A 15,217-nucleotide genomic window follows, 5' to 3' on the forward strand; every position below is an offset into this window, starting at 1 on the left:
TGGTCCGGTCGAGCACCACGGCCATGACCACGACGGCGAGCCCGGCCGGGAGCATGATGCCGACGTTCTCCCTGGACAGGCCCTTGATGATGTCGGAGCCGAGGCCGGGCGCGGCGATCAGGTTGGCGATCACCACCATGGACAGCGCCATCATGATGGTCTGGTTGACGGCGAGCGTCATGGTCGAGCGGGCCAGCGGCAGCCGTACCTTGACCAGGGTCTGCCAGCGGGTGGCGCCGAGCGACTCCGACGCCTCGACGGCGGCGGCGGGCACCTGCTCGATCGCGAGCGCGGTGATGCGGATCGCGGGCGGAATGGCGTAGACGATCGTGGCCGCCGCCCCCGCCGCCGGGCCGATCTGGAAGAACAGCACCATCGGCGCCAGATAGGCGAAGGTCGGCATGATCTGCAGGTAGTCGAGCACTGGCGTGACCAGGGCGCGCACGCGCGGCGAGCGGCCCATCCACACCCCGGCCGGCAGCCCGATCAGCAGCGCGAGCAGCACCGACGTACCGACGAGGGCGAGGGTGTCGACGCTCGCCGCCCACACGCCGAGCACGCCGAAGGAGGTGAAGCCCGCGACGGCGAGCAGCGCGACGCGGTAGCCGCCCGCGAGCCAGCCGAGCGCGCCCATCACGCCGATCAGGCCCGGCCAGCCGAGCGCGCCGAGCACGGTCGCGAACGCCTGGAACAGGCCGTCGACGAACAGGCGCACATAGTTGACGAAGTAGAGGAACAGCGGGCTGGCGTTCTTGTTGTCGTCCACCCATTCGCGCAGGTCGGTGAGGGCCTGGAAGGGTGCTGCGGCGTCGTCGTGCGGGAGCGTCCCGGTGCCGCCGAAGACCAGGTAGGCGGCGACGCACACGGCGGCGGCCCCGGCCGGGAACGCCCATCGGGGCACGCGCACCCTCGACGGGGTGCCGACGGCGGTCACGCTCACGCCCGCGCCCGCTCCTTCTCGGGTACGGCGGCCCGCCTGCCCGCCAGAAAGCTGAGCAGGTCCACCCGGTCCACGACCCCGGCGAGTTCGCCGCCGTCCATCACCCGGATCGGCCGGGCCGAGGTGGAGGCCAGTTCGACCGCCTCCATGACCACGGTGGAGGCGGGCAGCGCGGGGCCGTCGAGCGGCTCGTCCGGCTCGGGCTCGCGGCAGATCCAGCGCAACGAGAGGACCTCGCCGCGCGGTACGTCGCGCACGAAGTCGGCCACGTACTCGTCGGCGGGGGCGCCGACGAGTTCCTCCGGGGTGCCGATCTGGACGATCGCGCCCGCCCGCATGATCGCGATGCGCTCGCCGAGCTTCAGCGCCTCCGACAGGTCGTGGGTGATGAAGACCATCGTCTTGCCGACCTCGCGGTGCAGCCTGACGACCTCGGCCTGCATGTCGCGGCGGATCAGCGGGTCGAGGGCGCTGAACGGCTCGTCGAACAGCATGACCTCGGGGTCGACGGCCAGCGCCCTGGCCAGGCCGACGCGCTGCCGCATGCCACCGGACAGTTCCTCCGGGTAGGCGTCCGCGTGGCCGTCGAGGCCGACCAGGGTGAGGATCTCGCGGGCCCGCTCGTGCCGTTCGGCCTTGGGCCTGCCCTGGATCTCCAGGCCGTAGGCGACGTTGTCGAGGACGCGGCGGTGGGGCAGCAGGCCGAAGTGCTGGAAGACCATGCTGACCCGGTGGCGGCGGATCTCGCGCAGGCGGGCGGGCGTGGCGCCGACGATGTCCTCGCCGCCGATGGAGATCTGTCCGGCGCTCGGTTCGACGAGCCGGGTGAGGCAGCGTACGAGGGTGGACTTGCCGCTTCCCGACAGGCCCATGACGACGAAGACCTCGCCGGGCCGTACGTCGAAGCTCACGTCCCGCACGGCGGCGGTGCAGCCGGTCCTGTCCCTGAGCGCTGCGGGGTCCAGGTGCCTGTCCTCGCTGTTCAGGACCTTCTCCGCGGCGGGCCCGAAGACCTTCCACAGCCCGTTGACCCGGATGGCCGCGCTCTCGGGGGGCAGTCCCATTTCACCTCCCGAGGTAGCTGGGACGCCGCTCAACATATGTGGTTAATAGCGCACCCCACAACGATGTGACCGTCCAGTAACCGCGCCGCTTCCCCGACGTTACTCGCCTGGAACGCGACAAACACCTATATACGGACATTAGCCGCCTTTGGCGGTTATTTCGGATCAAGATGGAGCCCCAGCTTCTGCGCGCATGAGTCAGAGCATTCGACATTTGTCGGGATATGTTCGATTGGCCGTGGTCGATAGTGTGTGTTCCAATTACCCGGCACTTGCGGGATTTCCCCAGGGCCCCGCCGGGGCTCCTTATCCGCCATATCAGGCGAGAGGTTGCGTTCGATGAGTACGCAGTTGGGCGAAAGGCAGACCTCAGCTTCGGAAGGCCGAAGCTGGCGTCTGCGCAACTGGCGTGTCCGGGCCCGGCTGGTCTCCCTCATCCTCATCCCCACCGCGGCGGCCGTACTGCTCGGCGCCGTCCAGATGTTCGCCTCGACCGGGGCCGCCGCCGACTACGCCCGCACCAACCAGCTCGCCGTGCTGTCGGACGAGGTCGGCGAGCTCACCCATCAGCTCGCCAGGGAACGCGCGCAGATCGCCTGGTACGTCGCCAGAGGACGCCCGCAGAGCGGGTCGGAGGCCGTACGGGAGCAGATCGGGAAGTCCGACGCGGTCGCCAAGACCGTCCGCACCAGCGCCACCGCCCTGGCCAGCGAGGTCACCGGGCGCGCGAACGAGGAGCTGGAGGTCGTGCTGACCAGGCTCGGCGACCTTGCGGACCTGCGCTCGCAGGCGCTCAAGGGCGCGCTGCTGCCGGGCCCCGCTGTCGAGCTGTACACGACGATCGTCTCCGACCTGCTGTCGGTGCACGACGAGCTGAGCAAGGGCACGGACGACGACCAGCTCTTCCGCCAGACGCAGCTGCTCGACGCGCTCGCCCGCGCCAAGGAGAGCGTCTCCAGGCAGCAGGCGCTGCTGACGATCGTGCTCCAGGCGGGCCGCTTCGAGCAGGAGCAGTTCCGCGCCTTCCTCGGCGAACTGTCGCGCGAACAGAACGAGCGCAAGGCCTTCTCCGACGAGGCCACCGCAGACGAGCGCCGCTTCTTCGACGAGCACGTCAACGCCCAGAGCACCGAGCAGATGCTGTTCCTGCGCGAACTGGTGCTGATCAGGGCCACCAACGGGCTGCCGCTGCGCGGTCTCGACCTGTCCAGGGGCGAGGACGCGCAGGACTGGTTCGCCGCCAGCGGCGTCATGGTCGACGCCATGCGCACCGTCGAGCGCCGCCAGTCCACCGGCATCGTCGAGCTGAGCGCGCGGCTCAGCGCCGACGAGAGCCAGCGCGCCTACGTGATCGCCGGCTCCGTGCTGGGCCTGCTCATCGCGGTCCTGCTCGTCACGACCGGCGTCGCCCGCTCCCTGGTACGGCCCCTGCGCAGGCTGCGCGGCGAGGCCCTGGAGATCGCCGGGCGCCGGCTGCCGGAGTTCGTGCAGCGGCTGCGTGAGTCCCGCGACGGCGGCGTCAGCGTCGAGGTGCCGCCCATCGGCATCTTCTCGAAGGACGAGGTGGGCGAGGTCGCCCGTGCCTTCGACGAGGTCCACCGCGAGGCCGTACGGCTGGCGGGCGACGAGGCCCGGCTGCGCTCCAACGTCAACGCCATGTTCGTCAACCTCTCCAGGCGCAGCCAGACGCTGGTCGAGCGGCAGCTCACCCTCATCGAACGGCTGGAGCGCGGCGAACGCGACGACACCCGCCTCGGCGACCTGTTCAAACTCGACCACCTGGCCACCCGCATGCGACGCAACAGCGAGAACCTGCTGGTCCTCGCCGGCCAGGAGGCCGCGCGCAAGTGGAGCGAGCCGGTCGAGCTGATGGACGTGGTGCGGGCCGCGCTCGGCGAGGTCGAGAGCTACGACCGCGTGAGCACCCAGGTGCAGTCGGAGACCGCCATCGCCGGGCAGGCGGTCAGCGACGTCGTGCACCTGCTGGCCGAGCTGATCGAGAACGCGGTCTCCTTCTCCGCCAACGACACCAAGGTGATCATCGGCAGCAGCCGCATCGACAACGGCGGGCTCATGGTGTCGGTCACCGACCAGGGCATCGCGATGAGCCAGGAGGAAATGGCGCAGGCGAACCAGCGCCTGGCCAGCCCGCCCGTCGTGGACGTGTCGGTGTCGCGGCGCATGGGCCTGTTCGTGGTCGGCCGGCTGGCGCTGCGGCACCAGATCCGGGTGCAGCTACGGCGGCAGGATGTCGGCGGGCTGTCGGCGATGGTGCTCATCCCCGAGTCGCTGCTGTCTGAGGTCGCCCCGCTGACGCCCGCGCCGGGGTCGGCCGGCGAGCAGTCGCTGTTCGACATGCCCGCGTTCTCCACGGGCGACGTGTCCGCCTACCCGTCGGGGGGCGGCACGCCGTCGTACGCCTCCGGGGGCCACGACCCCGGCCCGAGCATCGGCGGCGGTCTCGACTCCGGGCAGTTCGGCGCGGGCCGGTTCGACGCCGACCTCCTCGGCCGGAACTCCTTCGACCTCGCCCCCCGCGACCCGAGCTCCCTCACCCCCGGCCCCTTCGACCCGGGTTCCCTCGATCGCAGCCCCCTCGACCCCAGCTCTCTCGACACCGGTACCTTCAACACCGGTTCCCTCGGCACCGGTGCCGGCAGTACCGGTGCCGGCAGTACCGGTTCCAACAGTGCTGGTTCCAGCACGGGGGCGCCCTCCTTCGACGCCCACGGGACGCCCGTGTGGGGGCACCCGTCGCTGGACGCGCCGCTCACACCGGAACCCGAGCCGTCCTCGTGGTTCGCCTCCACCCGGAGCGACACGGTCGAGCCGGGCCCCCTGCCGTACACACCGAAGCCCGTCCCCCCGGCCGCGCCGCAGGACGCGGTCGCCGACGCCGGATCGAGCTGGTTCACCAAGTCCGCACCCACCAACGACCAGAAGAACGAGCTGGACGGGATCCCCGCCCAGCAGGAGCGGTTCAACCCCGGCGAATCGAGACGGGACCTCCGTCCGTCGCCACCGGAACAAGGCACGCCTCCGGCCCCGCCGGAGCAGAGCACCACCGCCACCGGCCTGCCCAAGCGCACGCCCAAGGCGAACCTGCTCCCGGGCTCCGCCGCACCGGCGCAGCCCGTGCCGCCGCCTCCACCGATCGCACCGGACCGGCTGCGCAGCAGGCTCTCCAGCTACCAGCAGGGCGTCAAGAAGGGACGCTCCGAGCTTGAGGAGAACCCATGAAGGACCTGAGCCAGGCCGCCAGGGACGTGAACTGGCTGGTCACCGGATTCGTCGAACAGACGCCCGGCGTCGCGCACGCCGTGGTCGTCTCCGCCGACGGACTGCCGATGGCCTTCTCCCGAGGCTTCCCGCAGGACCGGGCCGACCAGCTGGCCGCCATCGCGGCCGGGCTGGTGAGCCTCACCGAGGGCGCGGCCCGGGTGTTCGAGGGCGGCGGCGTGATCCAGACACTGGTCGAGATGGATCGCGGGTTGCTGCTGGCGACGGCGATCAGCGACGGGTCGAGCTTGGCCGTACTGGCTGCCCCCGACTGCGACATGGGGCTCGTCGCCTACCAAATGACCATTCTCGTGGAGCGCGCGGGGCAGGTGCTGACGCCCGCCGTCCGCGCGGAACTGTCCTCCACTCGCCGCTGGTGACGATGGGAGCTCTACTGTGACCTGGCAAGACGGCCCTCCGGAGGCGGAGAGGAGCTCGCTGGTGCGCATGTACGCGGTCACCGGCGGGCGCACGAAACCCCGCTCCGACCTGGCCATGGAGGCGCTGGTCTCCTCCGCGACCTCGGCCCGGCTGGGCACGGCCTTCACACGCGAGTACCGTGCCATCAGCGAACTGTGCCGTCAGGTCAGGTCGGTGGCGGAGGTCTCGGCATTGCTCCGGATACCGCTCGGCGTGGCCCGCGTGCTCATCGCGGACATGGAGGCGGAAGGGCTGGTGCGTATCTACCAGCCGCAGTTGGACGCGGGCCTGCCTGACAGGAGCCTGCTGGAAAGGGTGCTCAGTGGACTACGCAGGCTCTAGTACGGGCCTCACCTCGACGAAGATCGTGGTCGCCGGTGGCTTCGGCGTCGGCAAGACCACCTTCGTCGGCGCGGTGTCGGAGATCATGCCGCTCACCACCGAGGCGGTGATGACCGACGCCTCCGCCGGGATCGACGACCTGGACCTGACTCCGGGCAAGACGACCACGACGGTGGCGATGGACTTCGGCAGGCTCTCGCTGGATCGCGACCTGATCCTCTATCTGTTCGGCACGCCTGGGCAGACCCGGTTCTGGTTCATGTGGGACGACCTGGTGCGCGGCGCCATCGGCGCGATCGTGCTGGTGGACAGCAGGCGGCTGGCCGACAGCTTTCCCGCGGTCGACTACTTCGAGGAGGCCAAGATCCCCTTCCTGGTCGGCCTCAACGGCTGGGACGGGCATTTCCCGCACGCCGAGGAGGAGGTGCGTGAGGCGCTCACGCTCTCCTCCCACGTGCCGATCGTGCGCACGGACGCCCGGGTACGGGATGCGGTCAAGAGCACGCTCATCTCGCTCGTGGAGCACGCCCTGACCGCCCGGGTGGGCTGAGCGGGCCTTCAGGCTAGACCCGGCCGAGGCGGCCGTACAGGCGTACGGACAGGGTGAAGAAGATCACGGTGAGGGCGAGCGGCCAGAGCACCGCCATCAGCACCGAGTGCTGGGCGATCCACGAGTCGCCGCCCCAGCCGGGGTTGCCGAACAGCTCGCGCGCCGCCCCCACCGTCGAGGACAGCGGGTTCCACTCCGACACCGCGCCCAGCCAGCCCGGCATGGTCCCGGGCGCCACGAAGGCGTTGGAGAGGAACCCGAAGGGGAACTCCACCATCTGGACGGCCACGACCGCACCGGGCTCCTTGGCGGCCAGCCCCAGGAACATCCCCACCCAGAGCAGGGCGAAGCGCAGCCACAGCAGGAGACCGACGGCGCCCAGGGTGTCCGCCAGGTCGCCCTGGGGCCGCCAGCCGACGGCGAGGCCGCACAACAGCAGGCCGCCGAGGACGAGCACCGAGTTGAGCAGGTCCGCGATGCTGCGCCCGATCAGCACCGCCGAGGGCGCGATCGGCATCGACCGGAAGCGGTCGGTGACGCCGCGCGACAGGTCGGTGGTGACGGCGACCATGGTGGCGCCGAGGCCGAAGAGCATCGTCATGCCGTACATGCCGGGCATGAGGAAGTCGAAATAGTGGGCGCCCGGCGGCACCGCGACGGCGCCGCCGAACAGGTAGCCGAACACCAGCGTGATCAGGATCGGGAAGACCACCGTGAACACCACGGTCACCGGCTGGGCGGCCCAGTGGAGGAGGTCTCTGCGGGCGATGGTCCAGCCGTCGCCCAGGGCGTACAGGGGGGTGTTCATGGGCGCTCCGTGATGCTCAGGAAGACCTCGTCCAGTGTCGGGCGGCGTACCGCGAGGTCTTCGACGTCGATGCCGGACTCGGCCAGTGCCGTGGCGGCCCTGGCCAGGGCGGTGACCCGGTCGCGCACGGGGGCGCTGACCCGCCGGGCGTCCTGGTCGGTCCTGGGTTCGGCGCCGGTGGCCTTCGCGACGAGGTCGGCGGCCGGGCCGAGGTCTGTGGCCCGCTGGACGACCAGGTCGAGCCGGTCGGCGCCGAGATCGGTCTTGAGCCGGTCCGGGGTGCCCTCCGCGACCACCCGGCCGCCGTCGATGACCGCGATGCGGTCGGCGAGCCGGTCGGCCTCCTCCAGGTACTGGGTGGTGAGCAGGACGGTGGTGCCGTCCGCGACCAGGCCGCGCACGGCCGCCCAGACCTCGCTCCTGCTGCGCGGGTCGAGCCCGGTGGTGGGCTCGTCGAGGAACAGCACGGGCGGCGAGAGGATCATCCCGGCGGCCAGGTCGAGCCGGCGGCGCATGCCGCCCGAGTAGTCCTTGACGCGCTTGCCCGCCGCCTCCTCCAGCCGGAAGGCGGCCAGCAGTTCGGTGGCCCTGGCACGGGCCGCGCGGGCGCCGAGGCGGTGGAGGCGGCCGAACAGCTCCAGGTTCTGACGGCCGGTGAGGACCTCGTCCACCGCGGCCTGCTGGCCGACGAGGCCGATGCTGCGCCGTACGTCGGCGGGACGCCTGCGCACGTCGTGGCCGGCGACGCTGGCCCGGCCGCCGTCGGCCCGCAGGAGGGTGGTGAGGACGCGGACCGAGGTGGTCTTTCCCGCTCCGTTGGGCCCGAGAAGGCCGCAGACCGAACCCTGGCCCACCTCCAGGTCGAAACCGTCGAGCGCGACCTTCTTCCCGTAGGTCTTGCGGAGCCCATCAGCGATTACCATACGCCGTACCGTACAGCATACGGTTCATAATTCGCAACCGTACGATGTACCGTACAAACATGAGCACCGAGTATTCCGGCAAAGGGGACCCCGCCCGCAGCCTCGCGCTGCTCTGGCGCACCAGCGAGCGGGTCAGCCGCAAGGGCAAACCCGACCTCAGCGTGGACCGCATCGTGCGGGCCGCGATCGAGGTCGCCGACGGGGAAGGGCTCGCGGCGCTGTCCATGCGGCGGGTCGCCGAGCGCCTGGGCGTCGGCACGATGTCGCTCTACACCTACGTGCCGGGCAAACCCGAACTGCTCGACGTCATGCTCGACACCGTGTACGGCGAGACCGACCGCCGCGAGGACGTCCCGGGCGGCTGGCGCGAGCGGCTCACCCACATCGCGCGCGAGAACTGGGCCCTGTACCTGCGCCACCCGTGGCTGCTGCAGGTGGCGACCAGCCGCCCGGTGCTCGGGCCCAACGTGACCGCCAAATACGACTACGAACTTCGCGCCATCGACGGCATCGGGCTGAGCGACGTCGAGATGGACGCCGTGCTCACCATGGTCACCGGCTTCGTCCACGGCACCGCGCGGGTCGCGGTGGACGCCAAGGAGGCCGAGACCCAGACGGGGCTGAGCGACGAGCAGTGGTGGTCGGCCCACTCCCCCTTCCTGGCGCGCATCGCCGACCCGGCGCGCTACCCGACCGCCACCCGGGTCGGGCAGGCGGCGGGCGAGACGCACAACGGGGCCGTCAACCCCGACCACGCCTTCGAGTTCGGGCTGACGCGCATCCTGGACGGCATCGAGACGCTGATCGGCCGCCACGACGGGTGACGACGCGGAAGCGGCCACCCCTGCCCGGGGTGGCCGCTTCCGCCGTACCGATGGGATCAGACGTGGGCGCGGATCCGCACCACGTGCTCGACCAGCGCGATCAGCGTCGCCTTCACCGAATCGCGGTTACGCGCGTCCGTGGGGACGATCGGCACGTGCGGCGGGAGCGCGAGCGCCTCGCGCACCTCCTCCGCGCCGTGCGGGAACTGCCCGTCCCAGCCGTTGACCCCGACCACGAACGGGAGCTTGGCCTCCTCGAAGTAGTCGATCGCCGGGAAGCTGTCGGCCAGCCGCCGGGTGTCGAGCAGCACCACCGCGCCGATCGCGCCGCGCACCAGGTCGTCCCACATGAACCAGAACCGGTGCTGCCCAGGCGTGCCGAACAGGTAAAGGATCAGGTCACGGTCCAGCGACAGCCGCCCGAAGTCCATCGCCACCGTGGTGGTCTGCTTGTTCGGGGTCATGCCGAGGTCGTCGATGCCCGCAGAGGCGTCGGTCATGACGGCCTCCGTGGTGAGCGGCAGGATCTCGGACACCGCCCCCACGAACGTCGTCTTGCCCACCCCGAACCCGCCCGCGACGACGATCTTCGTCGACGTGAGACCTGGGCTAGAGCCTGCGAAGTCCACTGAGAACCCTTTCGAGCATGTTGAGGTCTGGCTGTCCCTGGGCGAGGCGCGGCTGGTGCAGGCGGACGAGTCCTTCGTCCGACATGTCCGCCACCAGCACCCTGGCCACGCCGAGCGGAACCCTGAGCAGGGCCGAGATCTCGGCTACCGACCGGAACGTGCGGCAGAGCTGCATGATGGCGTCCTGCTCGGGAGTGAGCAGGGCCAGTTCGTCGTCCGGGACCGACATGGACGACACCAGGGTCTCCATGGCCAGGTGATAGCGCGGCTCCGACCGGCCGCCGGTCACCGCGTACGGTCGGAAGAGGGGCTCGTCGTCCCCGTCACCGCCGTACACGGACCTGTCCCATCGGCTTCATCGCATCACCGCGTCCTGGCTGCCTGAAGCTCGGCGCGCAGCTGGGGCGTGAGCGCCTGACCGGCCCGGTCGACGAGCAGCGTCATCTGGTAGGCCACCAGGCCCATGTCACAGTCGGGTGCGGCGAGCACCGTCAGGACCGAACCGTCGCTGATCGCCATGACCAGCAGCAGGCCGCGCTGCATCTCCACGACCGTCTGTGTGACGGGGCCGCCCTCGAAGACGCGGGAGGCTCCCACGGTGAGGCTGAGCAGACCCGCCGAGACCGCGGCGAGCTGGTCGGCGCGGTCGGGCGGGAAGCCCTCCGAACTGGCCAGGCAGAGCCCGTCGGCCGAGACCACGACGGCATGGGCGACCCCAGGAGTGTTCCTCACGAAGTCGGTGATCAGCCAGTCGAACCGGTGCGCCTCATGGCTGAGGGTGGTCACGCTACCTCGCTCACTGTTGTTCCTCCTGTCCACGTACTTCCTCGCGACCTCGGCGCACGCCCTTCTGGAAGCTGGCCATCCGGCTGCGGACCCGTTCCGCCGACACCGGCGGCATCGGGCTCATCGGCTGGGCCTGCCGACCGGCCGTGCCGGGTACCAGGTTGGCCTTGGGCGTGCGCTTGGGCAGCCCGGCTGCGGTGATGCCGCCGAGGCTGGGATCGCTGGCGGCGGCCGCCGCGCGCCAGCCGGCGTCGGCTGCGGTTCGCCACCCTTCATCCCCAGAGCGTACGGCCTGCGCGGGCTCGTCCTCATCCTTCCTCGGCAACTCCTTGGCCACGGATTCCGCCGGCGGCTCCGAGGAGGGCTCGTCGGTGTTGCCCGGCTTGCGGAACCAGGCCGACTCGACCGAGGCGAAGATCGGCAGGAACTCCTCGGGATCGTCCACCGGCGAGACGTCCACCGAGGGGGCGTCGGTCGACGGCCAGCGGTTCTGCGCGCGGTGCGCCTGGGGAGCGGGCGGGAAGGACGAAGTGGGTTCCGGCGTCGGGTAGGACTCGGGCTCCCGCGTCAGGAAGGCGCCGGGCTCGGGAGTCGGGAACGAACCGGGCTCCCGCGTCGGGAGCCCGGCGGGCTCGGGGGCCGGGAACGCGCCCGTGGGCGGCTGCGCTTCGAACGGCTCGCGCGGCGGTCCCTGCGGCGGCCGGCCCGGCCCGGACGGCGGGAGCGTCGGGAACGCGCCCGTGGGGGCCCGGAAGTCACCCGTGGGTGGCGGGGTCTGGAACCCACCGGTGGCTTGGCCCGCAGGCGGAGCCTGGAACCCACCGGCGGAACGGTCGCCGGGCGGGGGCTGGAAGGCGTCGGCGGACGAGCCCGTGACCGGCCCCTGGAAGGCACCGGGCCCCGGACGGCCCGATCCGGGGAGGCCCGATCCCGGGCGGTCCGATCCCGGAGGGCCCGATCCCGGGCGGCCGGGGAGCGGGTGGTCGCCGCCCAGGAGGTCGCCGCTCGGGACCGGGGTGGGCCGATCGGCCGCGCCCGGCTGGCGGCGCGGCAGCGCCGGGCTCTGCGGGGCGCCCGGGTGCGCCGGGCTCTGCGCCGTGTTCGGGTGCGACGGGAAGGTCTCCTGCCGGAAGGTGCCGCCGTCGGTGTCGGCGGTGAAGCCGCTGAGCGTGCCCCGCGAGGCCATCGGGTCCTGGGAGTCGAAGCTGCCGAACGTGCTGAAGCTCTGCGCGGCCGCGCCGAAGGCGGGCGTGTGCGGGGCCGGGGCCGGGGCCGTACCGCCGCCGAAGGCGGGGCGCTGGGGCGCGGGCTGCGGCTGGGTGCCGTCGGGGATGAGCGTCGGCGGCAGGAGCACCATGGCGATCAGCCCGGCGCCCTCTCCCCTGCGCAGCTGCACCCGGATGCCGTGGCGCAGGGCCAGGCGGCCGACCACGAACAGGCCCATGCGGCGGGAGACGGACACGTCCACGACCGGAGGCTCGGCCAGGCGCCGGTTGGCCTCGCCCATCTCGTCCTCGGTCATGCCGATGCCGGCGTCGCTGACCGACAGCAGCGCACCGCCGCCCTCGATCATGCTGCTGGAGACGATGACCTGGCTGTTCTTGGGCGAGAACTGGATGGCGTTCTCGACCAGCTCGGCGACCAGGTGGACGAGGTCGTTGGCGGCGCTGCCGACCACGCTGGTGGCGCGGTGCACCTTGACCTGGACCCGCTCGTAGTCCTCGACCTCCGACAGGGAGGCGCGGACGACGTCGATCAGCTTGGCGGGCTGGCTGCGGCGGCGGGTGGGCTCGTGCCCGGCCAGGACCAGCAGGTTCTCGGAGTTGCGCCGCATGCGGGTGGCCAGGTGGTCGAGCTTGAACAGGTCGGCCAGGCGGGTGCCGTCCTGCTCGCCCTTCTCCAGGCCGTCGATCAGCGAGATCTGCCGTTCGACCAGCGTCTGGGTGCGGCGCGAGAGGTTGACGAACATCGAGCTGATGTTGGAGCGGAGCTCGGCCTCCTCACCGGCCAGCCGTACGGCCTGGCGGTGCACCTCGTCGAAGGCCTTGGCGACCTCGCCGATCTCGTCCTGGCCCTCGACGTCGATGGGCCGGACCTCGGCGGCGGCGCCGTCACCGGCGATGCGCAGCTTGCGGACCACGTCGGGCAGCCGGAAGCCGGCGATGTCGAGCGCCTCGGTGCGCAGCCGCCGCAGCGGGGCGACCATCGAGCGCGCGATGAGCACGGTGAACACCAGGACGACGACGAGGAGCAGCAGGATCGCGACTCCGGCGAGGACGGCGTCGTTCACGCTCTGGCCGCGCAGCACCTCGGCACGGTCCAAAAGCAGCTTGGCGACCTTGGCCTCGACCTCGCCGAGACCGTCGACGACCTTGCTGTTGTTCTCGAACCAGACGTTGGGGTCGTTGATGAGCCGGTTGCGGAAGACCGCGCCGGAGGCTTCGTCCCCGGCGAGGACGACCGCGCGGGCCTTGGTGAGTTCGATGTCGATGTACTCGGCGGTGGTGAGCTTGCGGCTGAGCTCCATGCTGAGCTGGGCGCCGACCTCGCCGCCGAAGGCGTTCTGCGCCTCCCGCTGCCGGGAGTGCGAGGCGATGAAGCGCTGGACCTCCTGCGCGTCCACCGAGCGGTAGCGGTAGTAGCCGACGAGCAGCTGGTAGCGCTGCTGCGACACCTCCTCCTTGGCCTGCGCGACGGCGCCGAGGCCACGGAAGTAGCCGATCATCTCGGGGTCCTGGCTGAGCAGGGAGAGTTCGTCGTGCAGGGTGAGCAGGGCGGTGATGAGGTTCTGGTAGGCCGTGGGCACGCGTTCCCTGCGGATGTCGCCCATGTCCATGGAGGTGCGGACCATGGTGACGGCGTGCTGGACGCGGGGGCCGTGATCGCCCATGGTGTTCATGTCGTCGCGCAACGTCGCGAGCATGGTGTCGACCTCGCGCTGGCGGGCCGTGAGCGGGCCCTTGAGCTCCTTGCCGGCGGAACCGGCGACGCTCATCCAGGTGCGGGTGTCACGCTCCAGGCCGAGGGTCTGCAGCAGGTCGCGGATGTGCGCGCTCTGGGCGGCGGCCGAGGCCGTGCGATCGTGGGCGTTGACGCTCTCGACCGAGGTGACGACACGGGCACCGCCGAGGACCACGCCCGCGACGGTGGGGACCATGATGAGCGCGGCCAGGCGCCATCTCACGCGCCAGTTGCGCAGACCGAAGCGAGGCAGCGACCGCCTTCCGCGGGCGCCGCGTTCGGAGTTCCCCGTAGTCACTGCTCCCGCTACCCCTCAATCATCCCGTTCGGCAACGGGTCGTAAGCCGTCCACAAGGTATCCGCAGTAACTCACGTACCAGTGCAAAACGGACACAATCGTTACAAATGCGACAGCGTACTGGGTGCTGTCGGTTACCGCAGTGCAGAGAGCACCTGGTCGCGGACCTGAGTCCGCTGCGCGCCGTCGCTGAGGGGGCGTCCGGCGCGATCTACGACGTAGAAGACGTCCACCGCCTCCGCGCCGAGAGTCTCCACGCGGGCGGCCCGTACGTCAAGACCGCAGTGTCCGAAAGCACATCCGATGCGCCACAGCAGCCCCGGTCTGTCATGGGCTCTGACTTCGATCACCGTGGCGGTCGCGGAAGCGTCATCCACCAACGTCACACGGGGTGGCGCGACCGGCACCCGGGAGGGCCGCACGGCACCGGCTCGGCGGGCCAGCCGCTGCCCGATGTCAAGACGTCCGGCAAGGACCAGACGGAGGTCGGCTTCGAGCGTGGCCGGGTCGGGCGGCGAGCCGAACTCGGGTGCGACCACGAACTCGATCACCACCGTCGAACCGGCGGCGGCGGAGGACGCCGAGCGCACGACCAGGCGGTGGGCGGCCAGCACCCCTGCCGCGCTCCACAGCAGCCCCGGCCGGTCGGGGGCGACCACGGTGACCGCCTCGCCGTTCACGCGGACCGCCCCGCCACCGTGCCTGGCCAGCGCGGCCTGCTCCGCCGACAGGCTCGGCGGGGCCGGCGGTGCGGCTCCGGACAGCACCGAGCGCACCCGGCGGACCAGGTCCGCGACCAGCCCGGCCTTCCAGGCGTTCCACGCGGCCGGACCGGTGGCGGTGCCGTCGGCGAGAGCGATCACGGCCAGCAGGTCGAGCACCTCTCGGCGGCCGACGGCGCCCGCGACCTTCTCGATCGTGACCGGGTCGTCGAGGTCGCGGCGGGTCGCGGTCTCGGGCAGCAGCAGATGGTGGCGGACGAGCGCGGCGAGCACCTCGACGTCGTGCGGCGGCAGGCCCAGCCGGGCGCCGAGGCCGCGCACCACGCTCTCACCCGCCGCCGAGTGGTCGCCGGGCCAGCCCTTGCCGATGTCGTGCAGCAGCGCGCCGAGCAGCAGGAGGTCGGGACGGGAGACCTCCCTGGTGTGCGCGGCGGCGGTGGCGGCGGTCTCGATGAGGTGGCGGTCGACGGTGAAGCGGTGGACCGGGTTGCGCTGCGGCCGGTGGCGTACCCGCTCCCAGCCGGGCAGCAGCCGCACGAGCAGGCCCGCCTGGTCGAGTTCCTCCCACACGGGCACGGCCGAACGGCCCGCGCCGAGCAGCGAGACCAGCGCGTCGCGGGCCGCCCCCGGCCACGGCACCGGCATCGGCGCCGACCGCGCGGCGAGGACGG

14 protein-coding genes are annotated in these 15,217 nt (G+C 71.4%); 5 read left to right on the forward strand and 9 right to left on the reverse strand.

The genetic code is table 11. The annotated features are described in order from the left end of the window. Positions 1–940 (reverse strand): ABC transporter permease (locus ABD120_RS15465; protein ID WP_343950564.1); only part of this gene is annotated, 940 nt, incomplete at its 3' end. Continuing rightward, on the reverse strand, positions 937–2,004 hold the full coding sequence (locus ABD120_RS15470; protein WP_343950565.1) for a quaternary amine ABC transporter ATP-binding protein: 1,068 nt from the start codon (positions 2,002–2,004) through the stop codon (positions 937–939). The genes ABD120_RS15470 and ABD120_RS15465, both read right to left, overlap by 4 nt. Positions 2,005–2,343: 339 nt before the next feature. Here ABD120_RS15470 and ABD120_RS15475 point away from each other — a divergent pair, with 339 nt between their 5' ends. The 4 genes from ABD120_RS15475 (at position 2,344) to ABD120_RS15490 (ending at position 6,595) form a co-directional block, all read left to right on the forward strand. Next, the gene (locus ABD120_RS15475; protein ID WP_343950566.1) at positions 2,344–5,244 is read left to right on the forward strand and encodes a sensor histidine kinase; all 2,901 of its coding nucleotides are present in this window, start codon (positions 2,344–2,346) and stop codon (positions 5,242–5,244) included. Continuing rightward, on the forward strand, positions 5,241–5,663 hold the full coding sequence (locus ABD120_RS15480) for a roadblock/LC7 domain-containing protein (protein WP_425563975.1): 423 nt from the start codon (positions 5,241–5,243) through the stop codon (positions 5,661–5,663). The genes ABD120_RS15475 and ABD120_RS15480 overlap by 4 nt, the downstream gene beginning before the upstream one ends. Positions 5,664–5,730: 67 nt before the next feature. Then, a complete protein-coding gene (locus ABD120_RS15485) occupies positions 5,731–6,045 on the forward strand; it encodes a DUF742 domain-containing protein (protein WP_343950578.1) in 315 nt (104 codons plus the stop codon). Then, positions 6,026–6,595, forward strand: a complete 570-nt coding sequence (locus tag ABD120_RS15490; RefSeq protein ID WP_343950567.1) for a GTP-binding protein — start codon at positions 6,026–6,028, stop codon at positions 6,593–6,595. The genes ABD120_RS15485 and ABD120_RS15490 overlap by 20 nt, the downstream gene beginning before the upstream one ends. Positions 6,596–6,608: 13 nt before the next feature. Here ABD120_RS15490 and ABD120_RS15495 read toward each other — a convergent pair whose 3' ends face one another. Together ABD120_RS15495 and ABD120_RS15500 are read right to left on the reverse strand one after the other, a co-directional pair. Beyond that, positions 6,609–7,403: an ABC transporter permease gene (locus ABD120_RS15495; protein WP_343950568.1), complete on the reverse strand. Its 795-nt coding sequence runs from the start codon at positions 7,401–7,403 to the stop codon at positions 6,609–6,611. Beyond that, entirely contained in the window at positions 7,400–8,326 is a 927-nt protein-coding gene (locus ABD120_RS15500; protein ID WP_343950569.1) for an ATP-binding cassette domain-containing protein, read from the reverse strand. The genes ABD120_RS15495 and ABD120_RS15500 overlap by 4 nt, the downstream gene beginning before the upstream one ends. Positions 8,327–8,385: 59 nt before the next feature. Between ABD120_RS15500 and ABD120_RS15505 the strand changes: the two genes are divergently transcribed. Then, entirely contained in the window at positions 8,386–9,150 is a 765-nt protein-coding gene (locus tag ABD120_RS15505) for a TetR/AcrR family transcriptional regulator (RefSeq protein ID WP_343950570.1), read from the forward strand. 56 nt (positions 9,151–9,206) lie between these two features. Here the strand turns inward: ABD120_RS15505 and ABD120_RS15510 are convergent, their stop codons facing one another. The 5 genes from ABD120_RS15510 to ABD120_RS15530 form a co-directional block, all read right to left on the reverse strand. Next, positions 9,207–9,779, reverse strand: a complete 573-nt coding sequence (locus ABD120_RS15510) for a GTP-binding protein (RefSeq protein ID WP_343950571.1) — start codon at positions 9,777–9,779, stop codon at positions 9,207–9,209. Next, a complete protein-coding gene (locus tag ABD120_RS15515; RefSeq protein WP_343950572.1) occupies positions 9,760–10,116 on the reverse strand; it encodes a DUF742 domain-containing protein in 357 nt (118 codons plus the stop codon). Before ABD120_RS15515 ends, ABD120_RS15510 begins: the two co-directional genes overlap by 20 nt. Before the next feature lie 26 nt (positions 10,117–10,142). Next, on the reverse strand, positions 10,143–10,565 hold the full coding sequence (locus ABD120_RS15520; protein WP_343950573.1) for a roadblock/LC7 domain-containing protein: 423 nt from the start codon (positions 10,563–10,565) through the stop codon (positions 10,143–10,145). Between the two features lie 10 nt (positions 10,566–10,575). After that, positions 10,576–13,749, reverse strand: a complete 3,174-nt coding sequence (locus ABD120_RS15525; RefSeq protein WP_343950574.1) for a sensor histidine kinase — start codon at positions 13,747–13,749, stop codon at positions 10,576–10,578. Between the two features lie 209 nt (positions 13,750–13,958). Continuing rightward, positions 13,959–15,217: ACT domain-containing protein (locus ABD120_RS15530; RefSeq protein WP_343950575.1), on the reverse strand; the 1,259-nt coding region annotated here is incomplete at its 5' end.

Source organism: Nonomuraea longicatena (assembly GCF_039525605.1).
In the GTDB taxonomy this organism is placed as follows: Bacteria; Actinomycetota; Actinomycetes; order Streptosporangiales; family Streptosporangiaceae; genus Nonomuraea; species Nonomuraea longicatena.

Bases quoted from the DNA above. Each gene is read 5' to 3' on its own strand.
- ABD120_RS15470 (WP_343950565.1), bottom strand. From the start codon at position 2,004: ATGGGACTGCCCCCCGAGAGCGCGGCCATCCGGGTCAACGGGCTGTGG.
- ABD120_RS15475 (WP_343950566.1), top strand. From the start codon at position 2,344: ATGAGTACGCAGTTGGGCGAAAGGCAGACCTCAGCTTCGGAAGGCCGA.
- ABD120_RS15480 (WP_425563975.1), top strand. From the start codon at position 5,241: ATGAAGGACCTGAGCCAGGCCGCCAGGGACGTGAACTGGCTGGTCACC.
- ABD120_RS15485 (WP_343950578.1), top strand. From the start codon at position 5,731: ATGTACGCGGTCACCGGCGGGCGCACGAAACCCCGCTCCGACCTGGCC.
- ABD120_RS15495 (WP_343950568.1), bottom strand. From the start codon at position 7,403: ATGAACACCCCCCTGTACGCCCTGGGCGACGGCTGGACCATCGCCCGC.
- ABD120_RS15500 (WP_343950569.1), bottom strand. From the start codon at position 8,326: ATGGTAATCGCTGATGGGCTCCGCAAGACCTACGGGAAGAAGGTCGCG.
- ABD120_RS15505 (WP_343950570.1), top strand. From the start codon at position 8,386: ATGAGCACCGAGTATTCCGGCAAAGGGGACCCCGCCCGCAGCCTCGCG.